This is a genomic window from Streptosporangium sp. G12, from assembly GCF_052983175.1.
In genome coordinates this window covers 1-19,134 of sequence record NZ_JBRIQO010000047.1, presented here as the reverse complement: position 1 = coordinate 19,134, position 19,134 = coordinate 1, and the positions used below count along the sequence as shown (strand labels likewise).

The window sequence follows — 19,134 nt, the reverse complement described above, 5'->3', positions numbered from 1 at the left end:
ACGCTCCGCCCGGAGGGGACCTCCCAGGCGGCCCGGCCCGGGGCGGCACCGCCGGGACGATCCCGCTAACCGAGCCGGTTGTCGGAGCCGCGCGGCCCCTGGCGCACGGCCTCCGCGTTGAGCGTCGGCTGCCAGTCGAAGATGTAGCCACTCTCCATGGAACCGATGATCACTTCGGCCCCGGCCTTCGCGCCGGCCTTGGTGAGCTCCTCCTCGACACCGAGCCGCTCCAGCCGGTCCGCCAGGTAGCCCACGGCCTCGTCGTTGGTGAAGTCGGTCTGGCGGATCCACCGCTCCGGCTTGACTCCGGTGACCTGGAAGGTGCGCTCGTCGACCCTGCGGACGGCGAATCCCGCGTCGCCGTGCTGCTTGGGCCTGATGACCAGGCGGGTCGGCTCCAGGACGGGAGCGGCGGCCCTGGCGGCGGCGACCATCTCGCCCATGGCGTAGGTCAGCTCCTTGAGCCCGTCGTGGGTGGCCGCGGAGATCGTGAAGACCCGCAGGCCCCGCTCCTCGAGCATCGGCCTCACGATGTCGGACAGCTCGCGGGCGTCGGGTACGTCGGACTTGTTGAGCACCGCCAGGCGCGGCCGGTCCTCCAGCTTGCCGTACGCCGCCAGCTCGGCCTCGATGGCCTCGTAGTCGCTGATCGGGTCGCGGCCCGGCTCCATCGTGGCGCAGTCGATCACGTGCACGAGCGTGTTGCAGCGCTCGACGTGACGCAGGAACTCGTGCCCCAGGCCCTTGCCCTGCGAGGCGCCGGGAATCAGGCCGGGCACGTCGGCGACGGTGAAGATGGTCTCGCCCGCGGTGACCACCCCGAGGTTGGGGACCAGGGTGGTGAACGGGTAGTCGGCGATCTTCGGGCGGGCGGCGGAGAGCGCGGCGATCAGGGAGGACTTGCCCGCACTGGGGAAGCCGACGAGCGCCACGTCGGCGACGCTCTTCATCTCCAGCATGACGTCGACCTCGTCGCCGGGCTCGCCGAGCAGCGCGAAGCCGGGGGCCTTGCGCTTGGCGGAGGCCAGGGCGGCGTTGCCGAGCCCGCCGTGCCCGCCCTCGGCGATCACGTAGCGGGTGCCCGCGCCGATCAGGTCGATCAGGACCTCGCCGGTGTCGGCGTTCTTGACCACGGTGCCGTCGGGCACCGGGATGATGATGTCGCCGCCGTTGGCGCCGTCACGGTTGGCGCCCTGCCCCTGCTTGCCGTTGTCGGCCTTGCGGTGCGGGCGGCGGTGATACTCCAGGAGGGTCGCCGTGTTGGCGTCGACCTCCAGGATCACGTCACCGCCCCGGCCGCCGTTGCCCCCGTCGGGGCCCCCCAGCGGCTTGAACTTCTCCCGATGGACAGAGGCGCAGCCGTTTCCCCCGTCACCGGCCTTGATGTGCAGGACCACCTGGTCCACAAAGTCCGGCATGTCTACTTTCCTACCTCTATCTACGGGAACTTCTGCTGAAAACACGAACAGGGGTGGACCGCATGAATGCGATCCACCCCTGCCGTAACGTCTGTCGGCGCGAATCTACTCCGCGACCGGGACGATGCTCACCGCGCGGCGCCCGCGCTTGACACCGAACAGAACGTGGCCCGCGGCCAGCGCGAACAGCGTGTCGTCACTTCCACGGCCGACGTTGTCGCCGGGGTGGAAGTGGGTGCCGCGCTGACGAACGATGATCTCGCCGGCGTTGACCAGCTGACCGCCGAAGCGCTTCACACCGAGCCGCTGGGCGTTGGAGTCGCGGCCGTTCCGAGTGGACGACGCGCCCTTCTTGTGTGCCATCTCGCAAAACTCCCGAAACTCAGGCCTGGTCGATGCCGGTGATCTTCACCTGGGTGTACCGCTGGCGGTGACCCTGGCGCTTCTTGTACCCCGACTTGTTCTTGTACTTCAGAATCCGGATCTTCGGACCCTTGGTCTCACCGAGAATCTCGGCGGCAACCGTGAACTTGCCCGCCTCGGTGGTCACGTCGCCGTCGTTGACGACGAGGACCGTCGGCAGCGAAACCGTGGAACCGACCTCGCCGGCGACCTTGTCCACTTCAAGGACGTCACCGACGGAGACCTTCTGCTGCCTGCCGCCGCAACGAACGATCGCGTACACCGCGGAACCCTTCTTCTGACTGCTTGCTCGCTGGATGCTGCGCCCCGCATCCGGCTGTGGTCATTGATGACGTACCGGGTAGGCGCGCGAACAGGGCGCGCCATGAGCGCACCGGTTCACCAGGGTACCGGATTGACGGTGTCCTGGTCGAACCGGGCGGAACGTCGGGGGTGCCGGTCTTCGGCCCCGTCCCTGTGCGGGACGGGGTCTAATCGGCCGGCCTGGCCTTGCGGGAGCGTCTCCGCCCCCGGCCAGAAGCCTGTGCTGCCTGACCGTCCTCATGCTGGACTCCGTCAAGCGCATCGGTCACCGTATCACGGCCTGAGGGGTCACCGGCCGCCACCGCGTGGTTACCGTCCTTGCCGAGCTTCTCCGCGACGGCCTTCTCCACGGCCATCTTGCCCTGGGTGCCGCGCGGCTCGGGCTTACCCTCGACCGGTTCGGACGAGACGTGCAGGCCACGGCCGTTGCAGCACTCACAGACGGTGGAGAAGGCCTCCAGGAGGCCCTGGCCGACCCGCTTGCGCGTCATCTGGACCAGGCCCAGGGAGGTCACCTCGGCCACCTGGTGCTTGGTACGGTCGCGGGCCAGGCACTCCAGCAGCCGCCGCAGCACCAGGTCCCGGTTGTTCTCCAGCACCATGTCGATGAAGTCGATGACGATGATGCCGCCGATGTCGCGCAACCTGAGCTGGCGGACGATCTCCTCGGCCGCCTCCAGGTTGTTGCGGGTGACGGTCTCCTCGAGGTTGCCGCCCTGGCCGGTGAACTTGCCGGTGTTGACGTCGACCACGGTCATGGCCTCGGTCCTGTCGATCACCAGCGAGCCGCCGCTGGGCAGCCAGACCTTGCGCTCCATCGCCTTGGCGATCTGCTCGTCGATCCGGTACGCGGCGAAGACGTCGCCGCCCTCCTCCCACCTGCTGAGGCGGTCGACCAGGTGCGGGGCGACGTAGCGGACGTACTCGTCGACCGTCTCCCACACGTCGCCCGCGACGACCAGCGAGGCGAAGTCCTCGTTGAAGACGTCGCGGACCACCCGGACGGTGAGGTCGGGCTCGGAGGAGAGCAGCTCGGGCGCACTGGCCGACTTGGCCTTGCGCTGGATGTTCTCCCACTGCGCCGACAGCCTGGCCACGTCGCGGGCCAGCTCGTCCTCCGACGCGCCCTCGGCGGCCGTACGGACGATGACCCCCGCGTTCTCCGGCATGACCTTCTTCAGGATGCTCTTGAGGCGGGTGCGCTCCTTGTCGGGGAGCTTGCGGCTGATGCCGGTCATCGAGCCGTCGGGCACGTAGACCAGGTAACGTCCCGGCAGGCTGATCTGGCTCGTCAGGCGTGCGCCCTTGTGGCCCATCGGGTCCTTGGTGACCTGCACCAGCACCGACTGGCCCGACTTCAGCGCCACCTCGATCCGCTTGGGCTGTCCTTCCAGCCCGGCGGTGTCGAAGTTCACCTCGCCGGCGTACAGGACCGCGTTGCGGCCCTTGCCGATGTCGACGAACGCCGCCTCCATGCTCGGCAGGACGTTCTGCACCTTGCCGAGGTAGACGTTGCCCACGTACGACTGGCTCGCCTCGCGGTTGACGTAGTGCTCGACGAGGACGCCGTCCTCCAGCACCGCGATCTGGGTGCGCCCGCCGGTGCGGCGGACCACCATCATGCGCTCGACGGACTCCCTGCGGGCCAGGAACTCCGACTCGGTGATGATCGGCGGACGCCTGCGGCCGAGCTCGCGGCCCTCGCGGCGGCGCTGCTTCTTGGCCTCCAGGCGGGTCGAGCCGCGCACGCTCTGCACCTCGTCCACCGAGGTGCTGCGCCCGGCGCGGGGCGCGCGGATGCGCACCACCGTGTTCGGCGGGTCGTCCGGGACGTCGCCGGGCTCGTCGGTGCCCCTGCGCCGCCTGCGGCGACGCCGGCGAGAGCTGCCGCTCTCCGAGTCGTCGTCCTGCTCGGCCTCGGGCCGCTCCTCGTCGTCCTGCTCGGCCTCGGTCTCCTCGGACTCGTCGAGGTCGCGCGCCTTGCCGCGGCCCCGGCCGCCCCTGCGGCGCCGCCGCCGGCGGCCGCTGCCGTCGTCGTCACCGTCGGAGTCGTCGTCCTCGATCTCCTCGGCGAGCTCGGCCTTCTCGGCCCTGTCGACCTTCTCGGCCTTCGTCTCGGCGGGCTCGGGCTCCGGCGCGGCGGGCTGGACCGGCGCGGGACGCGTGGCGGCCTGAGCGGCCCGCTGCGGGTCGGGGGCCTGGAACAGCGGCTGGAACACCGCGGCGGGCGCCTGGAAGGTCACCGAGGGCACCTCGGAACGTTCCTGGCCGGCCAGCCCGAAGGGGTCGGCGAACAGGACGGACCGCTCCTCGACGATGTCCTCGCCCGCGGGCTCGTCGTCGAGCGGCTCGTCGGCGGGCAGGTCGAGCAGCAGCTCCGCCTCGGCCTCCTCCTCCGCCTCGGCCGGTGACACGTCGGGGACGCTCCGCTCGGCCTGCGGCGCCTCGCGCGGGGCGGCCTTCTTGCGCGTACGGGTGCGCTTGGCGGGAGCGGCGGGCGCCTCCTGGGGCGCGGGCTCGGCTCCGGTCTCGGCCTCGGTCTCGGCCTTGGCGAAAGGCTGGGGGACGGCGAAGGGATCCGGCACGGCGGGTGGCGCCACCGCGGGCGCCGCGGGCGCCGTCGTCTCCGCGACCGGCGCGGGCTCCGCCTCGGCGGACTCGGCGGGCTCGACGGTCTCGGCGGTCTCGGCGACCGGCTTCTTCGCACGGCTACGCCGCGTGGTGGTGGTCGTACCGTCCGCCACGGCCGTCTTGCGCCTGCTGGCGCGCTTGGGGGCCGCCACCGCGGGCTCCGGCGCCTCGGCCGGTGGCTCCGCCGCGGGTGCGGGGGCCGCGGGCGGCGCGGCAGGCGCGGTCTGCGCGACCGGCGCGGTCTGCGCGACCGGCGCGGGTGGGGCCGTGACCGCGGGGGCCGGCTCCGGCTCCTCCGGCGGAGGTCCGGCGGGCCGGCTCGCCGCCCTGCGGCGGGTCGCCGGCGGCCGGGTGTCTTCTGTTGTCGTATCCCCGCCAGGGGTGTTCACCCCGGCGATGGGCTCGTTGTCGAGCATGCGGGCGCTCTCCCGTTCAGCTCCCGGGCGCGTCTCCGCGCCGCGCGGGAGCTCTCGTCTCTCACTGTCCGCCAGGCCTGGGGCCCGGCGCCAAGTCCTATATGTCGCCGCCGACGTGCCTGCCCACCGGTTCCGCTTCGCCGCCGCGCGTGATGTCGCGGTCCAGGCCGAACGGATCGGCGGGCTCACCGGTGTGAACGTCCAGCGGGCCCTGCGCCAGCCTGGTCACCTCGGGGGGCACCGGCGGCGCGAAGTCAGCCACAAGACGCAGTCCAGTGAGAACGTCGTCGGGTCGAACGGCAGGAGTTTCGTGCCGTACAACCATGCGAAGTATGACACATGGCTGACTGGACGCCTGACCTGCTGTTGTCTCAGTTCTCTCAAATACCCCGAGGCTCAGCACCGCTTCACGTGCGTCGAAGCGTCGCATCCCCTTCTTCGTAAGGCGTTCGACCTCGATGTGGTCCGTGGCGACGAATTTCTCGGCCGCGGCCCCGGCGAGGGCGAGATCGGCTCCTGGCAGCCGCAGCTCCCACGCCGAGCACTCCATCTGGTCGGCCAGGCTCGCGGAGCCCGCCTCGACGACGTCGAGCACGTCGAGACCGGGCGGCAGCGAGGCGTCCAGGGCGGCTCGCAGCCGCTCGGGGTCACACTCGCGCGTCACGCTGATCTCGAAGTATTCGGCCTCGCTGGCGACCCCGGTGGGGGCGGCCGCTCCCACGTAGGAGATCTTCGGGTGGGGCGAGAAGCCCGCGCTGAACGCCACCGGGACGTCGGCTCTCCGGACCGCCCGTTCGAGGGCCCTGGTGATGTCGCGGTGACTGGTGAAGCGCAGGCGGCCGCGCTTGGCGTAGCGCACGCGCAGGCGCTGCACCACGGGCGCGGGCGGCGGCCCGTCGGGAGCGGGTTTCAGGGTGGTGTCGTCCTTCCCAAGTCGTGGTCGTCGTTTCGGGAGCGGTGCTCACGCACCGCCCACCTCAGACAACCGTCAGTGGCAGCAGCTTCTTCCCGGTGGGCCCGATCTGGATCTCGGTCCCCATCGTGGGGCAGACGCCGCAGTCGTAACACGGGGTCCAGCGGCAGTCCTCGACCTCGACGTCGTTGACCGCGTCCTGCCAGTCCTGCCAGAGCCACTCGCGGTCGAGACCGGCGTCGAGGTGGTCCCAGGGCAGGACCTCGTTCTCCTCGCGCTCGCGCGTGGTGTACCAGTCGACGTCGACGCCGACCTCGGCGGCGGCGTCCATCCAGCGCTGGTAGGAGAAGTGCTCGCTCCAGCCGTCGAACCGGCCGCCCCCCGCCCACACCGCGCGGATGACCTTCCCGACCCGGCGGTCTCCCCGGGAGAGCAGGCCCTCCACGATCGAGGGCTTGCCGTCGTGGTAGCGAAGGCCGATGGCACGTCCGTAGTCCCGGTCGCCGCGCAGGGCGTCCTTCAAGGCCTTGAGCCTGCGGTCGACCGTCTCGTGGTCGGCCTGGCCGGCCCACTGGAACGGGGTGTGCGGCTTGGGAACGAAACCGCCGATGGAGACCGTGCAGCGGACGTCGCGCGACCCGGTGGCCTCGCGGCCCGCCTTGATGACCTTCTTGGCCAGGTCGGCGATGCCCTGGACGTCGGCGTCCTCCTCGGTGGGCAGGCCGCACATGAAGTAGAGCTTCACCTGCCGCCAGCCCTGGGTGTACGCGGTGGTGACCGTCCTGATCAGGTCTTCCTCGGTGACCATCTTGTTGATCACCTTGCGCATCCGCTCGGAACCGCCCTCCGGGGCGAACGTCAGGCCCGAGCGGCGGCCGTTGCGGGAGAACTCGTTCGCCAGGTCGATGTTGAAGGCGTCGACCCGGGTCGAGGGCAGCGACAGGGAGGTGTTGGTGCCCTCGTAGCGGTCGGCCAGCCCCTTGGCGACCTCGCCGATCTCGGAGTGGTCGGCCGAGGAGAGCGACAGCAGGCCGACCTCGTTGAAGCCGGACGCCTTGACGCCCGCCTCGACCATGTCGCCGATCGTGGTGATCGAGCGCTCCCGCACCGGACGGGTGATCATGCCGGCCTGGCAGAACCGGCACCCCCGGGTGCACCCGCGGAAGATCTCCACGCTGAACCGCTCGTGCACGGTCTCGGCCAGCGGGACAAGCGGCTTCTTGGGATAGGGCCACTCGTCCAGGTCCATCACGGTGTGCTTGTGGATCCGCCACGGCACGCCCGACCTGTTGGGCGCGACGCGCTGGATCCGGCCGTCGGCGTGGTAGTCGACGTCGTAGAACTTCGGCACGTAGACCCCGCCGGACTCGGCCAGCCGCATCAGCAGCCCGTCGCGCCCGCCGGGCCTGCCCTCGGCCTTCCACTCGCGGATGACCTCGGTGATCGCGATGGCGATCTGCTCCCCGTCGCCCAGCACGGCGGCGTCGAGGAAGTCGGCGATCGGCTCGGGGTTGAACGCCGCGTGACCGCCGGCCAGCACGATCGGGTCGTCCTCGCCCCGGTCGGCCGCCTCCAGCGGGATGCCCGCCAGATCCAGCGCGGTCAGCATGTTGGTGTAGCCGAGCTCGGTCGAGAAGGAGAGCCCGAGCACGTCGAACGCCCGTACGGGCCGGTGCGCGTCGACCGTGAACTGGGGCACGCCCTCGGAGCGCATGAGCGCCTCGAGGTCGGGCCAGACCGCGTAGGTCCGCTCGGCCAGCGTCTCCGGCAGCTCGTTGAGGATCTCGTAGAGAATCTGGACGCCCTGGTTGGGCAGCCCGACCTCGTAGGCGTCCGGATACATCAGCGCCCAGCGGACCGTGGCCTCGTCCCAGTCCTTGACGGTCGAGTTGAGCTCACCTCCGACATACTGGATCGGCTTCTGCACCCTGGGCAGGAGCGCTTCCAGGCGGGGAAACAGCGACTCGACAGACATGCCTTCAAGAATATCCGCCTGGAGAGGGTGCCACAGGCGGTCGTCGCCCGCTCACGGCGAGCCGGGCCGGTGACGCGGCTCCTCACGGGCGGTGCGAACGCGGAAAGGGCGCCGAAACGGTCACCGGAGCGGCTGCCTGCGCATGTGGATCGCCTGGAGCAGGCCGAAGGCGATCATGTTGGCGAAGGTGGCGGTGCCGCCGTAGGAGACGAACGGCAGGGGAAGACCGGTGATGGGCATGATCCCGATGGTCATCCCGATGTTGACGAACGACTGGAAGGCCAGCCAGCACACGATCGAACCGGCCACCAGCGCGCCGAACCGGTCGTCACACTCGCGCGCGATCCGCACCCCGCGCACCAGGATCACCCCGAGCAGCGCCACCACGGTGACCGAGCCGAGGAAACCGAACTCCTCCCCCGCCACCGTGAAGATGAAGTCGGTGTGCTGCTCGGGCACGAAACGGCCGGTGGTCTGGCCACCCCCGAACAGCCCCTTGCCGAACACCTCCCCCGACCCGATCGCGATCAGCGACTGGGTGCTGTTGTAGCCGACGCCGCGCGGATCGCTGGCCGGGTTGAGGAACGCGGTGAACCGGGCGATCTGGTACGGCTCCAGGACGTCGAGGAACCACACGGCCACCCCCGCGCCGACCACGCTGAGGGTGAGCCCGGCGATCCAGCGCTTGCGGACCCCCGCCACGACGATCGTGCCGGCAGTGATCACCCCGATGACCATCGTGGTGCCCAGGTCGGGCTGGAGCATCACCAGGCCCATGGTGAACATGGACACCACCAGCGCGATCACGACGTCGAAACCGCGCGGCCGGTCGGTGCCCCTGACGGGTTGTGCCAGCAGCATGGCGAGCATCAGCACCAGTCCGAGCTTGGCGAACTCCGACGGCTGGAACGCGAAACCGCCGCCCAGCATGATCCACGAGTGGGCGCCGTTCACGGTGCTGCCGAGCGGCGTGATCACCAGGATCAGCCCGACCAGCGTCGCGCCGTAGATCAGCGGCGCGAAGACCCGCAGCGCCCGGTGGTCCACCATCGCGGCCGTACCGGCCAGCACGGCACCGATGACGAGGTTGAGGATGTGCTTCTTGACCAGCCCCGTGGAGCCGGCCGCCCACGTCCTGGTCGACGACCAGACCAGCATCGTGCCGATCACCGCCAGCGCGGCGACGGCGACCAGCATCAGCCCGTCCATCCGGCCCACCGTGGAGGCGGCCGCCACCGTCCGGCCGGCCAGGGACGCCCTCGGCGGCGCGGCCGCCCGGTTCACGCCGCCTCCCCGGCGGACGTCACCGCCGACGCCGTCGCGACGGTCACCACCGGCACCCCCGCGAGCCCCACCGCGGACACCATGACAGACATCGCGGCGGGCACCGCGGCGGGCACGCCCGTGGACGTCCGCGCGAATGTTCCCTCCCGCGCAGGCGCCGGCGCCGCCGGCGTCATCGAGGTCGTCATCGCGACACCGTCCCGTCCTTGGCGATCACCGGGAGCGCCCTCGCCGGGCGCCCGCCCGGCAGGACCGAGGAGGACGGCTTCCCGTCGGGCTTGAAGCCGTAGATGCCCTCGTAGATCTTCCGTACCGCCGGAGCCGCGGTCTGACCGCCCATCCCGCCCTGGGACACCATGACGACGATCACGAACCGCGGCTTGTCCGTCGGGGCGAACGAGGCGAACCAGGACGTGTCGGCCTTGCCGTAGACCTCGGCGGTGCCGGTCTTCCCACCAATCTTGATCTTGTCCATGGGGAACCCCGAGAAGGCCCCGGCCGCGGTGCCGTCGGAGGCGACCTCGCTCAGCGCGCCCTTGATGTAGGCCCGCTCCTCCCGCGTGATCGGCAGCTTTCCCACGACCGGCACCTTGATCTCCTTGACCTTGGTGCCGTCGGGACGCACCAGCGCCCAGCCCACCCTGGGGCTGCGCAGCTTGCCGTCCCCGACCAGCGCCGCGTAGGCCGCCGCCAGCTGCAGCGGCGTCACCAGCACGTCGCCCTGCCCGATGGAGAAGTTGGCGGCGTCACCCGGCCGCCACTGGAATCCCTCCAGGCAGTTCTCGTACGCCAGCCGCTTGAGGAACGCGGCCCTGCTGGGACTGCTCTTGGCCACCTCCGGATAGCCGGTCTTGGACCGCCTGCAGTTGTCCTCCTTGGTCACCGCCCAGAGCGCCTTCTTCCACGCCCGGTCGGGGATCCTGCCCGGTGACTCGCCCGGCAGGTCGATGCCCGTGGGGCGGCCGAACCCGTAGGCGCGCGCCATGTTCGCCATCGGCTCCTTGGGCCTCCCCTTGGGATTGAGCCCGCCGTCGCGCAGCCACTGCTCGTACGCCGCCCGGTAGAAGATCGTGTCGCACGACTTCACCAGCGCCATGTGCAGGTTGAGGACGCCCAGCCCGATGCCGCGGAAGTTGTTGAACGGCCGGTCGCCCACCATGAAGGACCCCGGGCAGTCGTACTTGCCGTGCAGCGGGTAGCCGTCCCTGAGCATCGCCGACACCGACGACACCTTGAACGTCGAACCGGGCGCGAACTCGCCCTTGATCGCCCTCGACACCAGCGGCTTGCCGGTCTTGCCGGACAGCAGGCGCTGGTACTCCGTCTCGGAGATGCCCCCGCTCCAGACCGCCGGATCGTACGTCGGCGCGCTGGCCAGCGCGATCACCCGGCTGGTCCTCGCGTCCAGCACCACCGCCGCCGCCCCGTCGGCCTTGGGCGCGCCCTTCATCGCCTCGGCCAGCGCCTTCTCGGCCAGGGTCTGCACCCTGGCGTCGATGCTGGTGATGAGCGTGTCGCCCGGGATCGGCGACACGTGCCGCTCCACCCCGATGACCTTGCCGAGCCGGTCGACCTGCACCCGCCGCATCCCCGGCGTCCCCCGCAGCGGCACGTCGTAGACCGACTCCAGGCCGTCCCTGCCCACCAGGTCGACCCCGGAGAACGCCGCCCTGAGCCCGTCGCGCCTGTCCAGCTCCTCCTGCGTGATCGGCTGCAGGTAGCCGAGCGCCTGCGCGCCCGCGCCCTTGCGCGGATACTCCCGCACCGCCTGCACCTCGGCCGTGACCCCGGGGAACTCCTCCTGCCGCTCCAGGATCTGCAGGGCCTCGCGCGTGGTGACGTCGACGTCGATGGGGATCGGCTGGTACGGGGACCCCGGCCAGCAGGGGCGGGCGATCCCGGGGCCGCACGCCCTGATCCGCTCCCGCAGCTCGGTGGGACGGCGGCCGAGCACGCCGGCCAGCCTCTGGAGCACCTCCTCACCGTTGCCCGCCATCCGGTTCAGGCGCGTACGGTCGACCGAGACCACCAGCGTGGTCCGGTTGCGCACCAGCGGACGGCCCGTCGCGTCGAGGATCTGCCCGCGCACCGCGGGAACGACGACGTCACGCGTGCGCGTCTCGGTCGCGGCCTTCACGTACTCCGTACCGCGCACCACCTGCACCTGCCAGAGCCTTACGGCGAGCAGCGCCAGAATCGACACCACCAGCACCTGCACCACGACCAGCCGCCCCCGCATCAGGCCCATGCCCCATCCTCCCCGCGCACCCGGCCGGAACCCCCGACCCCCGACCCGCCCGGCCTCCCGCTCCCCCCGCGGCGAGACCCGCCGCGACCCCACGGCGTGCGAGGCCGCGTACGTGGCCTCATAGGCGACTCCGCATGACGTGCCGGGGCACCCGGATGGGGCGCGACTCCGGCCCTCGGACGAGCCTTCGCACCATCCACACCACGGGTGGCGCGGCGAGCAGGTTGTAGGCCATCGCCTGTGGCAACACCGTCGTCAGCATGGAGACCCCGGTCCGCGGATCCCCCACCAGCGCGCCTGTCACCAGGGCGACCACGGGGCCGGCGACCGCGCAGGCCATCGCCGCGAGGGGCTCCGCGCCCGGCCGGCTCTCCACCGCGCGTCCCGCCATGAAGCCCATGAGGCAGAGCACGAGCGCGTTGTGCCCGAGCAGGTGCGCCGCCGGTGGCAGCAGGTCGCTGACGAGCCCGGTGGCGAAGCCCATGACCGCCCCCGCGGCGGCCCCGCGCGCCAGCGCGTACCCCACCACGGCGAGCAGCACCAGATCCGGTGCGGCATGCCCGGGCAGCGGCAGCCTGTTGACGACGGTCACCTGGACGATCATGATCCCCAGGAGCAGCAGCCCGAAGGCCGCGTTGCGGCCCATCCCGTCAGGCCCCCTCTCGCCGGCCGCGAGGAGCCTCCGCCTCACGCGGGCCGGAGTCGGGTGAGCGTGGCGTGGACCGCTCCGGCGTCGATGCCCTCGTCTCGCGCGGACCGGGCGGGAGCACCGCGTCACGCGGGTCGCGGTGCGGCGCCCGTACCACCACGCCGACCACGTCCAGCGCGGTGAGATCGGCGGACGGCCGCGCGTACGCGATGCGGGTCAGCTCACCCGGCGTGGCCTCCACCCGCTCCACCACCCCGATCGGCACCCCCGCCACGTACGGCGCGCCACGCTGGGAGCCGAAACTCACGATGCGGTGGCCCGGGGTGATCGGCGCGGTCGAGTCGAGCAGCCGGAAGCGGACCAGGCGGCCGTGCTCCCCCACGCCGTGCACCACCCCGATCTCGTTGCTGCCCTCCAGCCGGGCCCCCGCCGCCGAGGCGGGGTCGCTGAGCAGGACCACCGTCGAAGTGGACGGGCCCACCTGGACCACCCTGCCGACCAGGCCGTCGGCGTTCAGCACGGTCATCTCCGGGCGCACCCCGTCGGCGCGTCCCACGTCGAGTTCGACGGCATCCTCGAAACCGGGGGCGCCGCGCCGGGCGATCACCTGGGTGGGCAGGATCCGGTATCCGCCGGTCCCCGCGACACCGAGCAGCCTGCGAAGCTCCCGGGATCGCCCCCGATCGAGGCTCTGCGCCGCCAGGTCGTGCCTGAGCCGCTGGTTCTCCGCGCGCAGCCGCTCGATACGAGCGCGCGCCGAGGGAGCCCCGGCCATCGTCTCGAAGAACTCGCCGACCGGCCGCACGAGGCCCGCCCCCGCGCTCTCCGCGGCGCCGAACAGCGTCGTGCCCGCCGTCCTGAGCGGACCGAACGGCGACTCCGTGACCGAACGGTGGTCGATGGTCACGAGCACGAGCGCGGCGGCCAGCAGCAGCCCCAGGTTGACCCGTGCCCGGCGGGTGTCCTTCATCAGTGCCGCGGCTCGGGAACCAGGACCTGCTGCAAGGCGTCGAAGTCCTCGACGCACTTGCCCGAGCCGAGCGCGACGGAGTCGAGGGCGTTGTCGACGAGGTGGATCGGCATGCCGGTCTCGGCCTTCAGCCGCTCGTCCATGCCCTTGAGGAGCGCCCCGCCCCCGGTGAGGGCGATCCCGCGGTCCATCAGGTCTCCGGAAAGCTCGGGCGGGCACTTGTCGAGCGTCGTCTTGACCGCGTCGACGATCACGTTCAACGGCTCCTCGATGGCCTTGCGGATCTCCGCTGCCGACACCACGATCGTCTTGGGCAGGCCGCTGACCAGGTCGCGGCCCCGGATCTCGGCGTGACTCTCCTCGGGGAGCATGCACGCGGAGCCGATGGCCATCTTGATCTCCTCGGCGGTGCGCTCGCCGAGCATGAGCGAGTGCTCCTTCTTGGCGAAGGCGATGATCGCCTGGTCCATCTCGTCGCCGCCCACCCTGATCGACTGGCTGGTGACCACGCCACCCATCGAGATGATCGCCACCTCGGTGGTGCCACCGCCTATGTCGATCACCATGTTGCCGGTGGGCTCGTGCACCGGGAGCCCGGCGCCGATCGCGGCGGCCATGGGCTCCTCGACGATGTAGACCCTGCGCGCGCCCGCCTGGTAACCGGCCTCCTTGACCGCTCGCTGCTCGACCCCGGTGATCCCGCTCGGCACGGCGATGATGATGCGCGGCTTGGCGAAGTGGCGGCGCTTGTGCACCCGCTGGATGAAATAGCGCAGCATGCGCTCGGTGACGTCGAAGTCGGCGATGACGCCGTCCTTGAGCGGGCGGATGGCCACGATGTTGCCAGGAGTGCGGCCTATCATCCGCTTGGCCTCGATGCCAACAGCCACGATCTTCCCCGTCGCGGTGTTGATCGCCACGACGGACGGCTCGTTGAGCACGATCCCGCGGCCTCGCACGTACACGAGGGTGTTCGCGGTGCCGAGGTCGACCGCCATGTCACGGCCCAGAAAAGCAAGATTGCTGCCCATGAGGAAGGCCGGCCTCCTTCCGTCAGGTCGTCGGCGAAAACTACGGAACGCACTCGAATCGTAACGTGACGTACCCACCATTGAGCGCAATGAGGCGGCCTGCCGCAGCAAAATCTTGGGTTGGCCGAATACACCGGGCCCCGCCGTCCACAAGGACGGCGGGGCCCGGCAAACGCGGCGAAAGCGTGCGTCTAGAAGCGATCCGGGAAGAAGATCTTGATCTCCCTTGCGGCGGACTCGGGAGAGTCGGAACCGTGGACGACGTTCTCGCCGATCTCCAGGGCGTGATCGCCGCGGATGGTGCCGGGCGCGGACTTGACGGGGTCGGTGAGGCCGGCGAGACCGCGGAAGGCCTCGATGGCGCGCGGCCCCTCGAGCACCAGCGCGACCAGCGGGCCGGAGGTGATGAACTCCACCAGCTCGCCGAAGAACGGCCGCTCGGAGTGCTCGGCGTAGTGCGCCTTGGCGGTGTCGACGTCCAGGGTGCGCAGCTCCAGCGCCACGACCTTCAGACCCTTGCGCTCGACACGGGCGATCACATCGCCGATGAGACCACGTGCCACACCGTCGGGCTTGATCAGGACAAGGGTGCGCTCGGACACTGAAGTTCTCCTTTGAACATGTATGGGTCGCGGACTGCGGTAATCGCGCGAAGTTTACCGTCCTTCGCGCGATTCCCCGTGGTCGGCGAGGTCACTGGAGGGCGGGCCCGTTCCCCGGGCCGTCCTCGGGCGAGGGCGCGGGCGGTGGCACCACCACGGGCGGCGCGACGACCTTCTCCTGCTCGGTCTCCGTCTCCGGCTCAGGGTCGCGCTCGGGGACGCGGTCGGGCTCGTGCCGGGGCCTGGGCCTGCCGCCCTTGCCCGCCCCGTGCCCGCCCCCGCTGACGGCCATGGACCCGCTCATGGATTCGGTCGCCGCCATGGGTCCGGCCTCGAGATCCGGGCTGACCTGCGGCTGCGGTGCGGCCGCGGCCTCGGAGCGCGGCCGCACCACCGCGTGTCTCACCTGCTCGGCCTGCCCGTCCCGTTCCGACTGCCCGCTCTGCCCGCCCTGCTTGGGCTGCCCGGTCCGCCCGGTCTGGTTGGCGGGTCCGGCCTGCTTGGGAGGTCCTGACGCCGTCGCGGCCGGCCACGCGCCGCCGGCGAGATCGACCTCCCCCGCCGGGGAGGGCACCAGCCCGGAGGCGGAACCCGCGCCGGAGGAGACGCCAGCCGTACCGGCCGGGGTGTCTCGCGCATCTCTCCCATCCCTCCCGTCCCTCATATCCCAGGTGCTCACCGGGGTGCCGGGCAGGAGACGGGCCAGGACGGCGCCGAGCACGATCACCACGAGCACCAGGCCGCCCCCGATCAGCGCCCACAGATGCAGGGCGTCCACGAACCCGTCGACCAGCGCCTGCGGGGTCGTGGCCTCCTCCAGGCGGGTGACCTGGACACCGCTGCCCAGCAGGAAGCCCACGAGCACCGCGGGAAAGAACAACGACAGCGCCAGGAGCGCGGCCCCCTCGCCACAGGAGCGCAGCGCGCCGGTGAGCGCCACCGAGGCACCGCCCGCGAGCAGCGCGAACGGGAGGATCAGCGGGAGCCCGCCCGGGGCGGGAAGGAACAGCCGCACGGCGCACAGGCCCGCGACCATCACCACGAGCCCGCCCGCGGTGACCATGGGCATGGCCGGGTGACCCAACCGGTTCGCCAGCGCGGCGGACAGGAGGCCCACCAGCGCGGCGATCGCGAAAGCCGGCCACAGACCGGACAGGCCGGGGCCTCCCAGCCCGCCGAGTTCGACGTAGGTGATCTGAGCGGCGGTCGGCAGGGCGACGACGCCGACCGCGACCATCACGTGGGCCGGCGCCCGGCCGACAGCGCCCTTCGAGGCGCCGGAGGAGGCCAGGGCCAGCAGGACGACGACGGATACCAGCGCCGCGCGGATCACCAGGCTCGGCGACCAGTCGAACGTGCTGCCCAGGGCGAGGGCCGCGACGCCCGCGGCGGGCACCACCACCCACAGCGTGCGCCCGCGTTCCGCGACGACCCGCACGGGACCGGCACCCTCGCCTTCCTTCAGCCACAGCACCAGGTAGAGCGCGGCGAGCACGAGCGCGACCCCGGTGAGCATCGGGTACGGCTGGAGGGTGACCCGCCAGGAGTCGACCTGGTCGAGGGGCCACAGGGCGAGCGCCTGGGCGGCCAGGAGGCTCGCCGTCAACGCGGCCGCCCACACGGCCCTCAGGAGCACCGAACGCCCCCACACGGCCATCAAGGTGGCCGGGACCAGCAGGCCCGCACCGACCCCGTGCAGGACCCGCAGGACCCCCACCAGCGCCGTGGACCCGGCGTACCCGCCGGCCGCGTCGGCGAAGGCGAGCAGGGTCAGCCCCGCGACCATCATCGGGGCCGCCCTCATCCGGTGCACGGCCACCGCCGCCACCGGCACGGTCAGGACCATCGCGGGAAGCGCCAGCCCGTGCGCCCTGATCATCGCTATCTGCGAGATGTCCGGCGGCAGGAGGGCGGCGACCACCGAGATGGTGTTGGGGATGGCGACGATCGCCAGCGGCAGCACTACCGCGACGAGCAGTCCGAGGACGACGTCGAGCATCAGGGAGACACGGAGTGCGCGCACCAGGCCCGTGGGCCCGGTGGACACCGCCCGAGTCGGTTGGATGGGAGGGACGGCCATGTTGGCCGACTTTAGCGAGAAGTCACGCCCTCGACACGGCGAGCGACGAATATCGCTGTGATCCACAGCGCGGCGAAGAGCGCTCCGAGGAAGAACATGGTCGGGACCATGAGGCCGGACGCGATGGCGAGCACCTGGATCACGCTCCCCGCGACATAGGCGAAAGGCCGCTTGAGCAGACCTATCACCACCACGCAAAGGAACGCCAGGCCAAGGCCGACGGTGGCCGCGACGGCCGGTTCGATCCCCTGCGTGTTGATGGCGACCGGCGTGAACAGGCCAACGACTATCGCCTCCATACCGAGCACGCTGGCGCAGAGACGTCTCATCCCCGGAGTGACCGTGATCATTTTCCGCTCCTCCAGAGTCGCCTCGGCCATGTCCCACCCGCCGTGCCCGGCCGGCTCGTCCTGCTGTGTCGTCCCACTGCGTCTCGTTCTTTCACCGCGTCGCGTCCACCCGGCGCGCTCTGCCCGGGTACCGCGTCTCGTCGCTCACCCTGACCCGGCCGCTCACTGCGCTTCGTCCGCCTTGAGCAGGAGCCGTGCGTCACCGGCGGTCACCACCGACCCGGTGATCAGCACCCCCGCCCCGCTGAACTCGCCCATGGCGTCGACCAGGCCGATCGCCCGGTCGATCGCGCTGTCCAGCCGCTCGACCTGGTACACCCGGTCAAGACCGAAGATCTCCTCGGCCAGCGCGGCGAGATCGTCCACGTCCATGGACCTCGGCGAGGAGTTCCTGGTCACCACGATCTCGTCCATCATCGGTTCCAGCAGTTCCAGGATGCCCTGGACGTCCTTGTCCTCGAACACCGCCACCACGCCGATGAGCTTCGCGAAGTCGAAGGACTCCTGCACGGCGTCCAGGCTGGCCCGCATCCCCGCCGGGTTGTGCGCGGCGTCGACGACCACCGTTGGCCCCCGGCGAACCACCTCGAGCCTGCCGGGCGAACGCACCTGCAGGAACGCCTGCCGCACCAGCTCCGCGTCCAGAGGCTCGTCCCCGCCGGTCAGCGCCTCCACCGCGGCCAGCGCGCAGGCGGCGTTGCTCGCCTGGTGGGCACCGTACAGGGGAAGCAGGATGTCCTCGTACGTTCCCTTGAGCCCCTTGAGCCGGAGCAGTTGCCCACCGATGGCGAGCTCCCTGCTCAGCACGCCGAACTCCAGCCCCTCACGTGCCACGGTGGCACCGGTGTCGGCCGCCTGCCTCATCAGCACCGAGGCCGCGGGAAGCTCCTGCTGCGCGAGCACCGCGGTCGCACCGGGTTTGATGATGCCGGCCTTCTCCCCGGCGATCGTCTCGACGTCGGGCCCGAGGTAGTCGACGTGGTCGAGGGAGATGGGCGTGATGACCGCCACGGCACCGTCGGCGACGTTGGTGGCGTCGGTGATGCCCCCCATTCCCGTCTCGATGACCGCGACGTCCACCGGAGCGTCGGCGAAGGCGGCGAACGCCATCGCGGTGAGGGTCTCGAAGAAGGAGAGCCGCCGCCCCTGGGCGTCCACCATCTCCAGGTAGGGCGCGATGTCCTCGTACACCTCGACGAAGCGCTCCTCGCTGAGCGGGGCGCCGTCCACGCTGATGCGTTCGCGCATGGAAACGAGGTGAGGGCTGGTGAAGCGGCCGACCCGCAGGTTGCGCTCACGCAGAAGTGCTTCGATCATCCGGGTCGTACTCGACTTGCCGTTCGTACCGGCCACGTGCACCACGGGATAGGAGTGCTGCGGAGAGCCGAGCAGATCCACGAGCGCGGCGATCCTGTCGAGGCTGGGCTCGAAGTTCCACTCGACGCCACGCTGCATGATCGCTTGTTCAACCGCTCGATATTCCACGTCTCCAGCCTACTGACGTTCCGGGCGGGTCCCGGACAGGGCTGTAAAGGCTGGTGCAACGCGGACCCCGTGTCACATAAAACTCCACAGGCCGAGAAATCCAAGCGCAAGACCATACCTGGGCGGAGGCCGCTGGGAAGGTGTCGCACAGGGCCCCGAGCAGACCCCGCAACAGTCCCGAACAGGCCCCGGAACGGGTCGCCGGCAGGCCCCCGAAAGCGGTGGCGGGCAGGCCCCGGAAAAAGTCACCGGCAGGTCCCGGAGAGGGCCGCGGGAAAGAGGCCGGAAAAAGGGTCCGGACATGCCTGAGGGCCCCCACCAACGGTGGAGGCCCTCAAAAGATTGTCCGGCGGTGA

Annotated in this window: 15 protein-coding genes; all 15 read right to left on the bottom strand. The window is 70.9% G+C overall.

The window, feature by feature from the left end:
* Positions 1-65 precede the first annotated feature (65 nt).
* Positions 66-1,418, bottom strand: coding sequence for a GTPase ObgE (gene obgE / locus ACVCAG_RS43240; protein WP_440089249.1), 1,353 nt, complete (start codon positions 1,416-1,418; stop codon positions 66-68).
* Positions 1,419-1,523: 105 nt separating this feature from the next.
* Positions 1,524-1,781, bottom strand: coding sequence for a 50S ribosomal protein L27 (gene rpmA / locus ACVCAG_RS43235; protein ID WP_030924780.1), 258 nt, complete (start codon positions 1,779-1,781; stop codon positions 1,524-1,526).
* 19 nt (positions 1,782-1,800) lie between these two features.
* Positions 1,801-2,103: a 50S ribosomal protein L21 gene (gene rplU / locus ACVCAG_RS43230; protein WP_030924785.1), complete on the bottom strand. Its 303-nt coding sequence runs from the start codon at positions 2,101-2,103 to the stop codon at positions 1,801-1,803.
* 208 nt (positions 2,104-2,311) lie between these two features.
* Positions 2,312-5,191, bottom strand: a complete 2,880-nt coding sequence (locus tag ACVCAG_RS43225) for an Rne/Rng family ribonuclease (protein ID WP_440089247.1) — start codon at positions 5,189-5,191, stop codon at positions 2,312-2,314.
* Positions 5,192-5,288: 97 nt separating this feature from the next.
* Positions 5,289-6,068 carry a TIGR03936 family radical SAM-associated protein gene (locus tag ACVCAG_RS43220; protein ID WP_362847973.1) on the bottom strand — a complete coding sequence of 260 codons (780 nt, stop codon included), beginning with the start codon at positions 6,066-6,068 and terminating at the stop codon, positions 5,289-5,291.
* Between the two features lie 100 nt (positions 6,069-6,168).
* Entirely contained in the window at positions 6,169-8,079 is a 1,911-nt protein-coding gene (locus ACVCAG_RS43215) for a TIGR03960 family B12-binding radical SAM protein (RefSeq protein WP_440089245.1), read from the bottom strand.
* A 120-nt stretch (positions 8,080-8,199) separates the two neighbouring features.
* On the bottom strand, positions 8,200-9,363 hold the full coding sequence (gene rodA / locus ACVCAG_RS43210) for a rod shape-determining protein RodA (protein ID WP_440089244.1): 1,164 nt from the start codon (positions 9,361-9,363) through the stop codon (positions 8,200-8,202).
* A gap of 184 nt (positions 9,364-9,547) precedes the next feature.
* Entirely contained in the window at positions 9,548-11,611 is a 2,064-nt protein-coding gene (gene mrdA / locus ACVCAG_RS43205) for a penicillin-binding protein 2 (protein WP_440089242.1), read from the bottom strand.
* Positions 11,612-11,729: 118 nt separating this feature from the next.
* Positions 11,730-12,257 (bottom strand): rod shape-determining protein MreD, encoded by a 528-nt coding sequence (gene mreD, locus ACVCAG_RS43200; RefSeq protein ID WP_440089240.1) that lies wholly within the window; start codon positions 12,255-12,257, stop codon positions 11,730-11,732.
* A 4-nt stretch (positions 12,258-12,261) separates the two neighbouring features.
* On the bottom strand, positions 12,262-13,230 hold the full coding sequence (mreC, locus tag ACVCAG_RS43195; RefSeq protein ID WP_440089238.1) for a rod shape-determining protein MreC: 969 nt from the start codon (positions 13,228-13,230) through the stop codon (positions 12,262-12,264).
* Positions 13,230-14,261, bottom strand: coding sequence for a rod shape-determining protein MreB (locus ACVCAG_RS43190; protein ID WP_436764047.1), 1,032 nt, complete (start codon positions 14,259-14,261; stop codon positions 13,230-13,232). The genes mreC and ACVCAG_RS43190 overlap by 1 nt, the downstream gene beginning before the upstream one ends.
* Positions 14,262-14,452: 191 nt before the next feature.
* Positions 14,453-14,863 carry a nucleoside-diphosphate kinase gene (gene ndk, locus ACVCAG_RS43185; RefSeq protein WP_362869443.1) on the bottom strand — a complete coding sequence of 137 codons (411 nt, stop codon included), beginning with the start codon at positions 14,861-14,863 and terminating at the stop codon, positions 14,453-14,455.
* A gap of 91 nt (positions 14,864-14,954) precedes the next feature.
* Complete coding sequence (locus tag ACVCAG_RS43180) at positions 14,955-16,886, bottom strand: hypothetical protein (RefSeq protein WP_440089236.1); 1,932 nt, start codon at positions 16,884-16,886, stop codon at positions 14,955-14,957.
* 68 nt (positions 16,887-16,954) lie between these two features.
* Complete coding sequence (locus ACVCAG_RS43175) at positions 16,955-17,293, bottom strand: DUF4233 domain-containing protein (protein ID WP_440089235.1); 339 nt, start codon at positions 17,291-17,293, stop codon at positions 16,955-16,957.
* 162 nt (positions 17,294-17,455) lie between these two features.
* On the bottom strand, positions 17,456-18,748 hold the full coding sequence (locus ACVCAG_RS43170) for a glutamate ligase domain-containing protein (RefSeq protein WP_440089233.1): 1,293 nt from the start codon (positions 18,746-18,748) through the stop codon (positions 17,456-17,458).
* Positions 18,749-19,134: the final 386 nt, after the last annotated feature.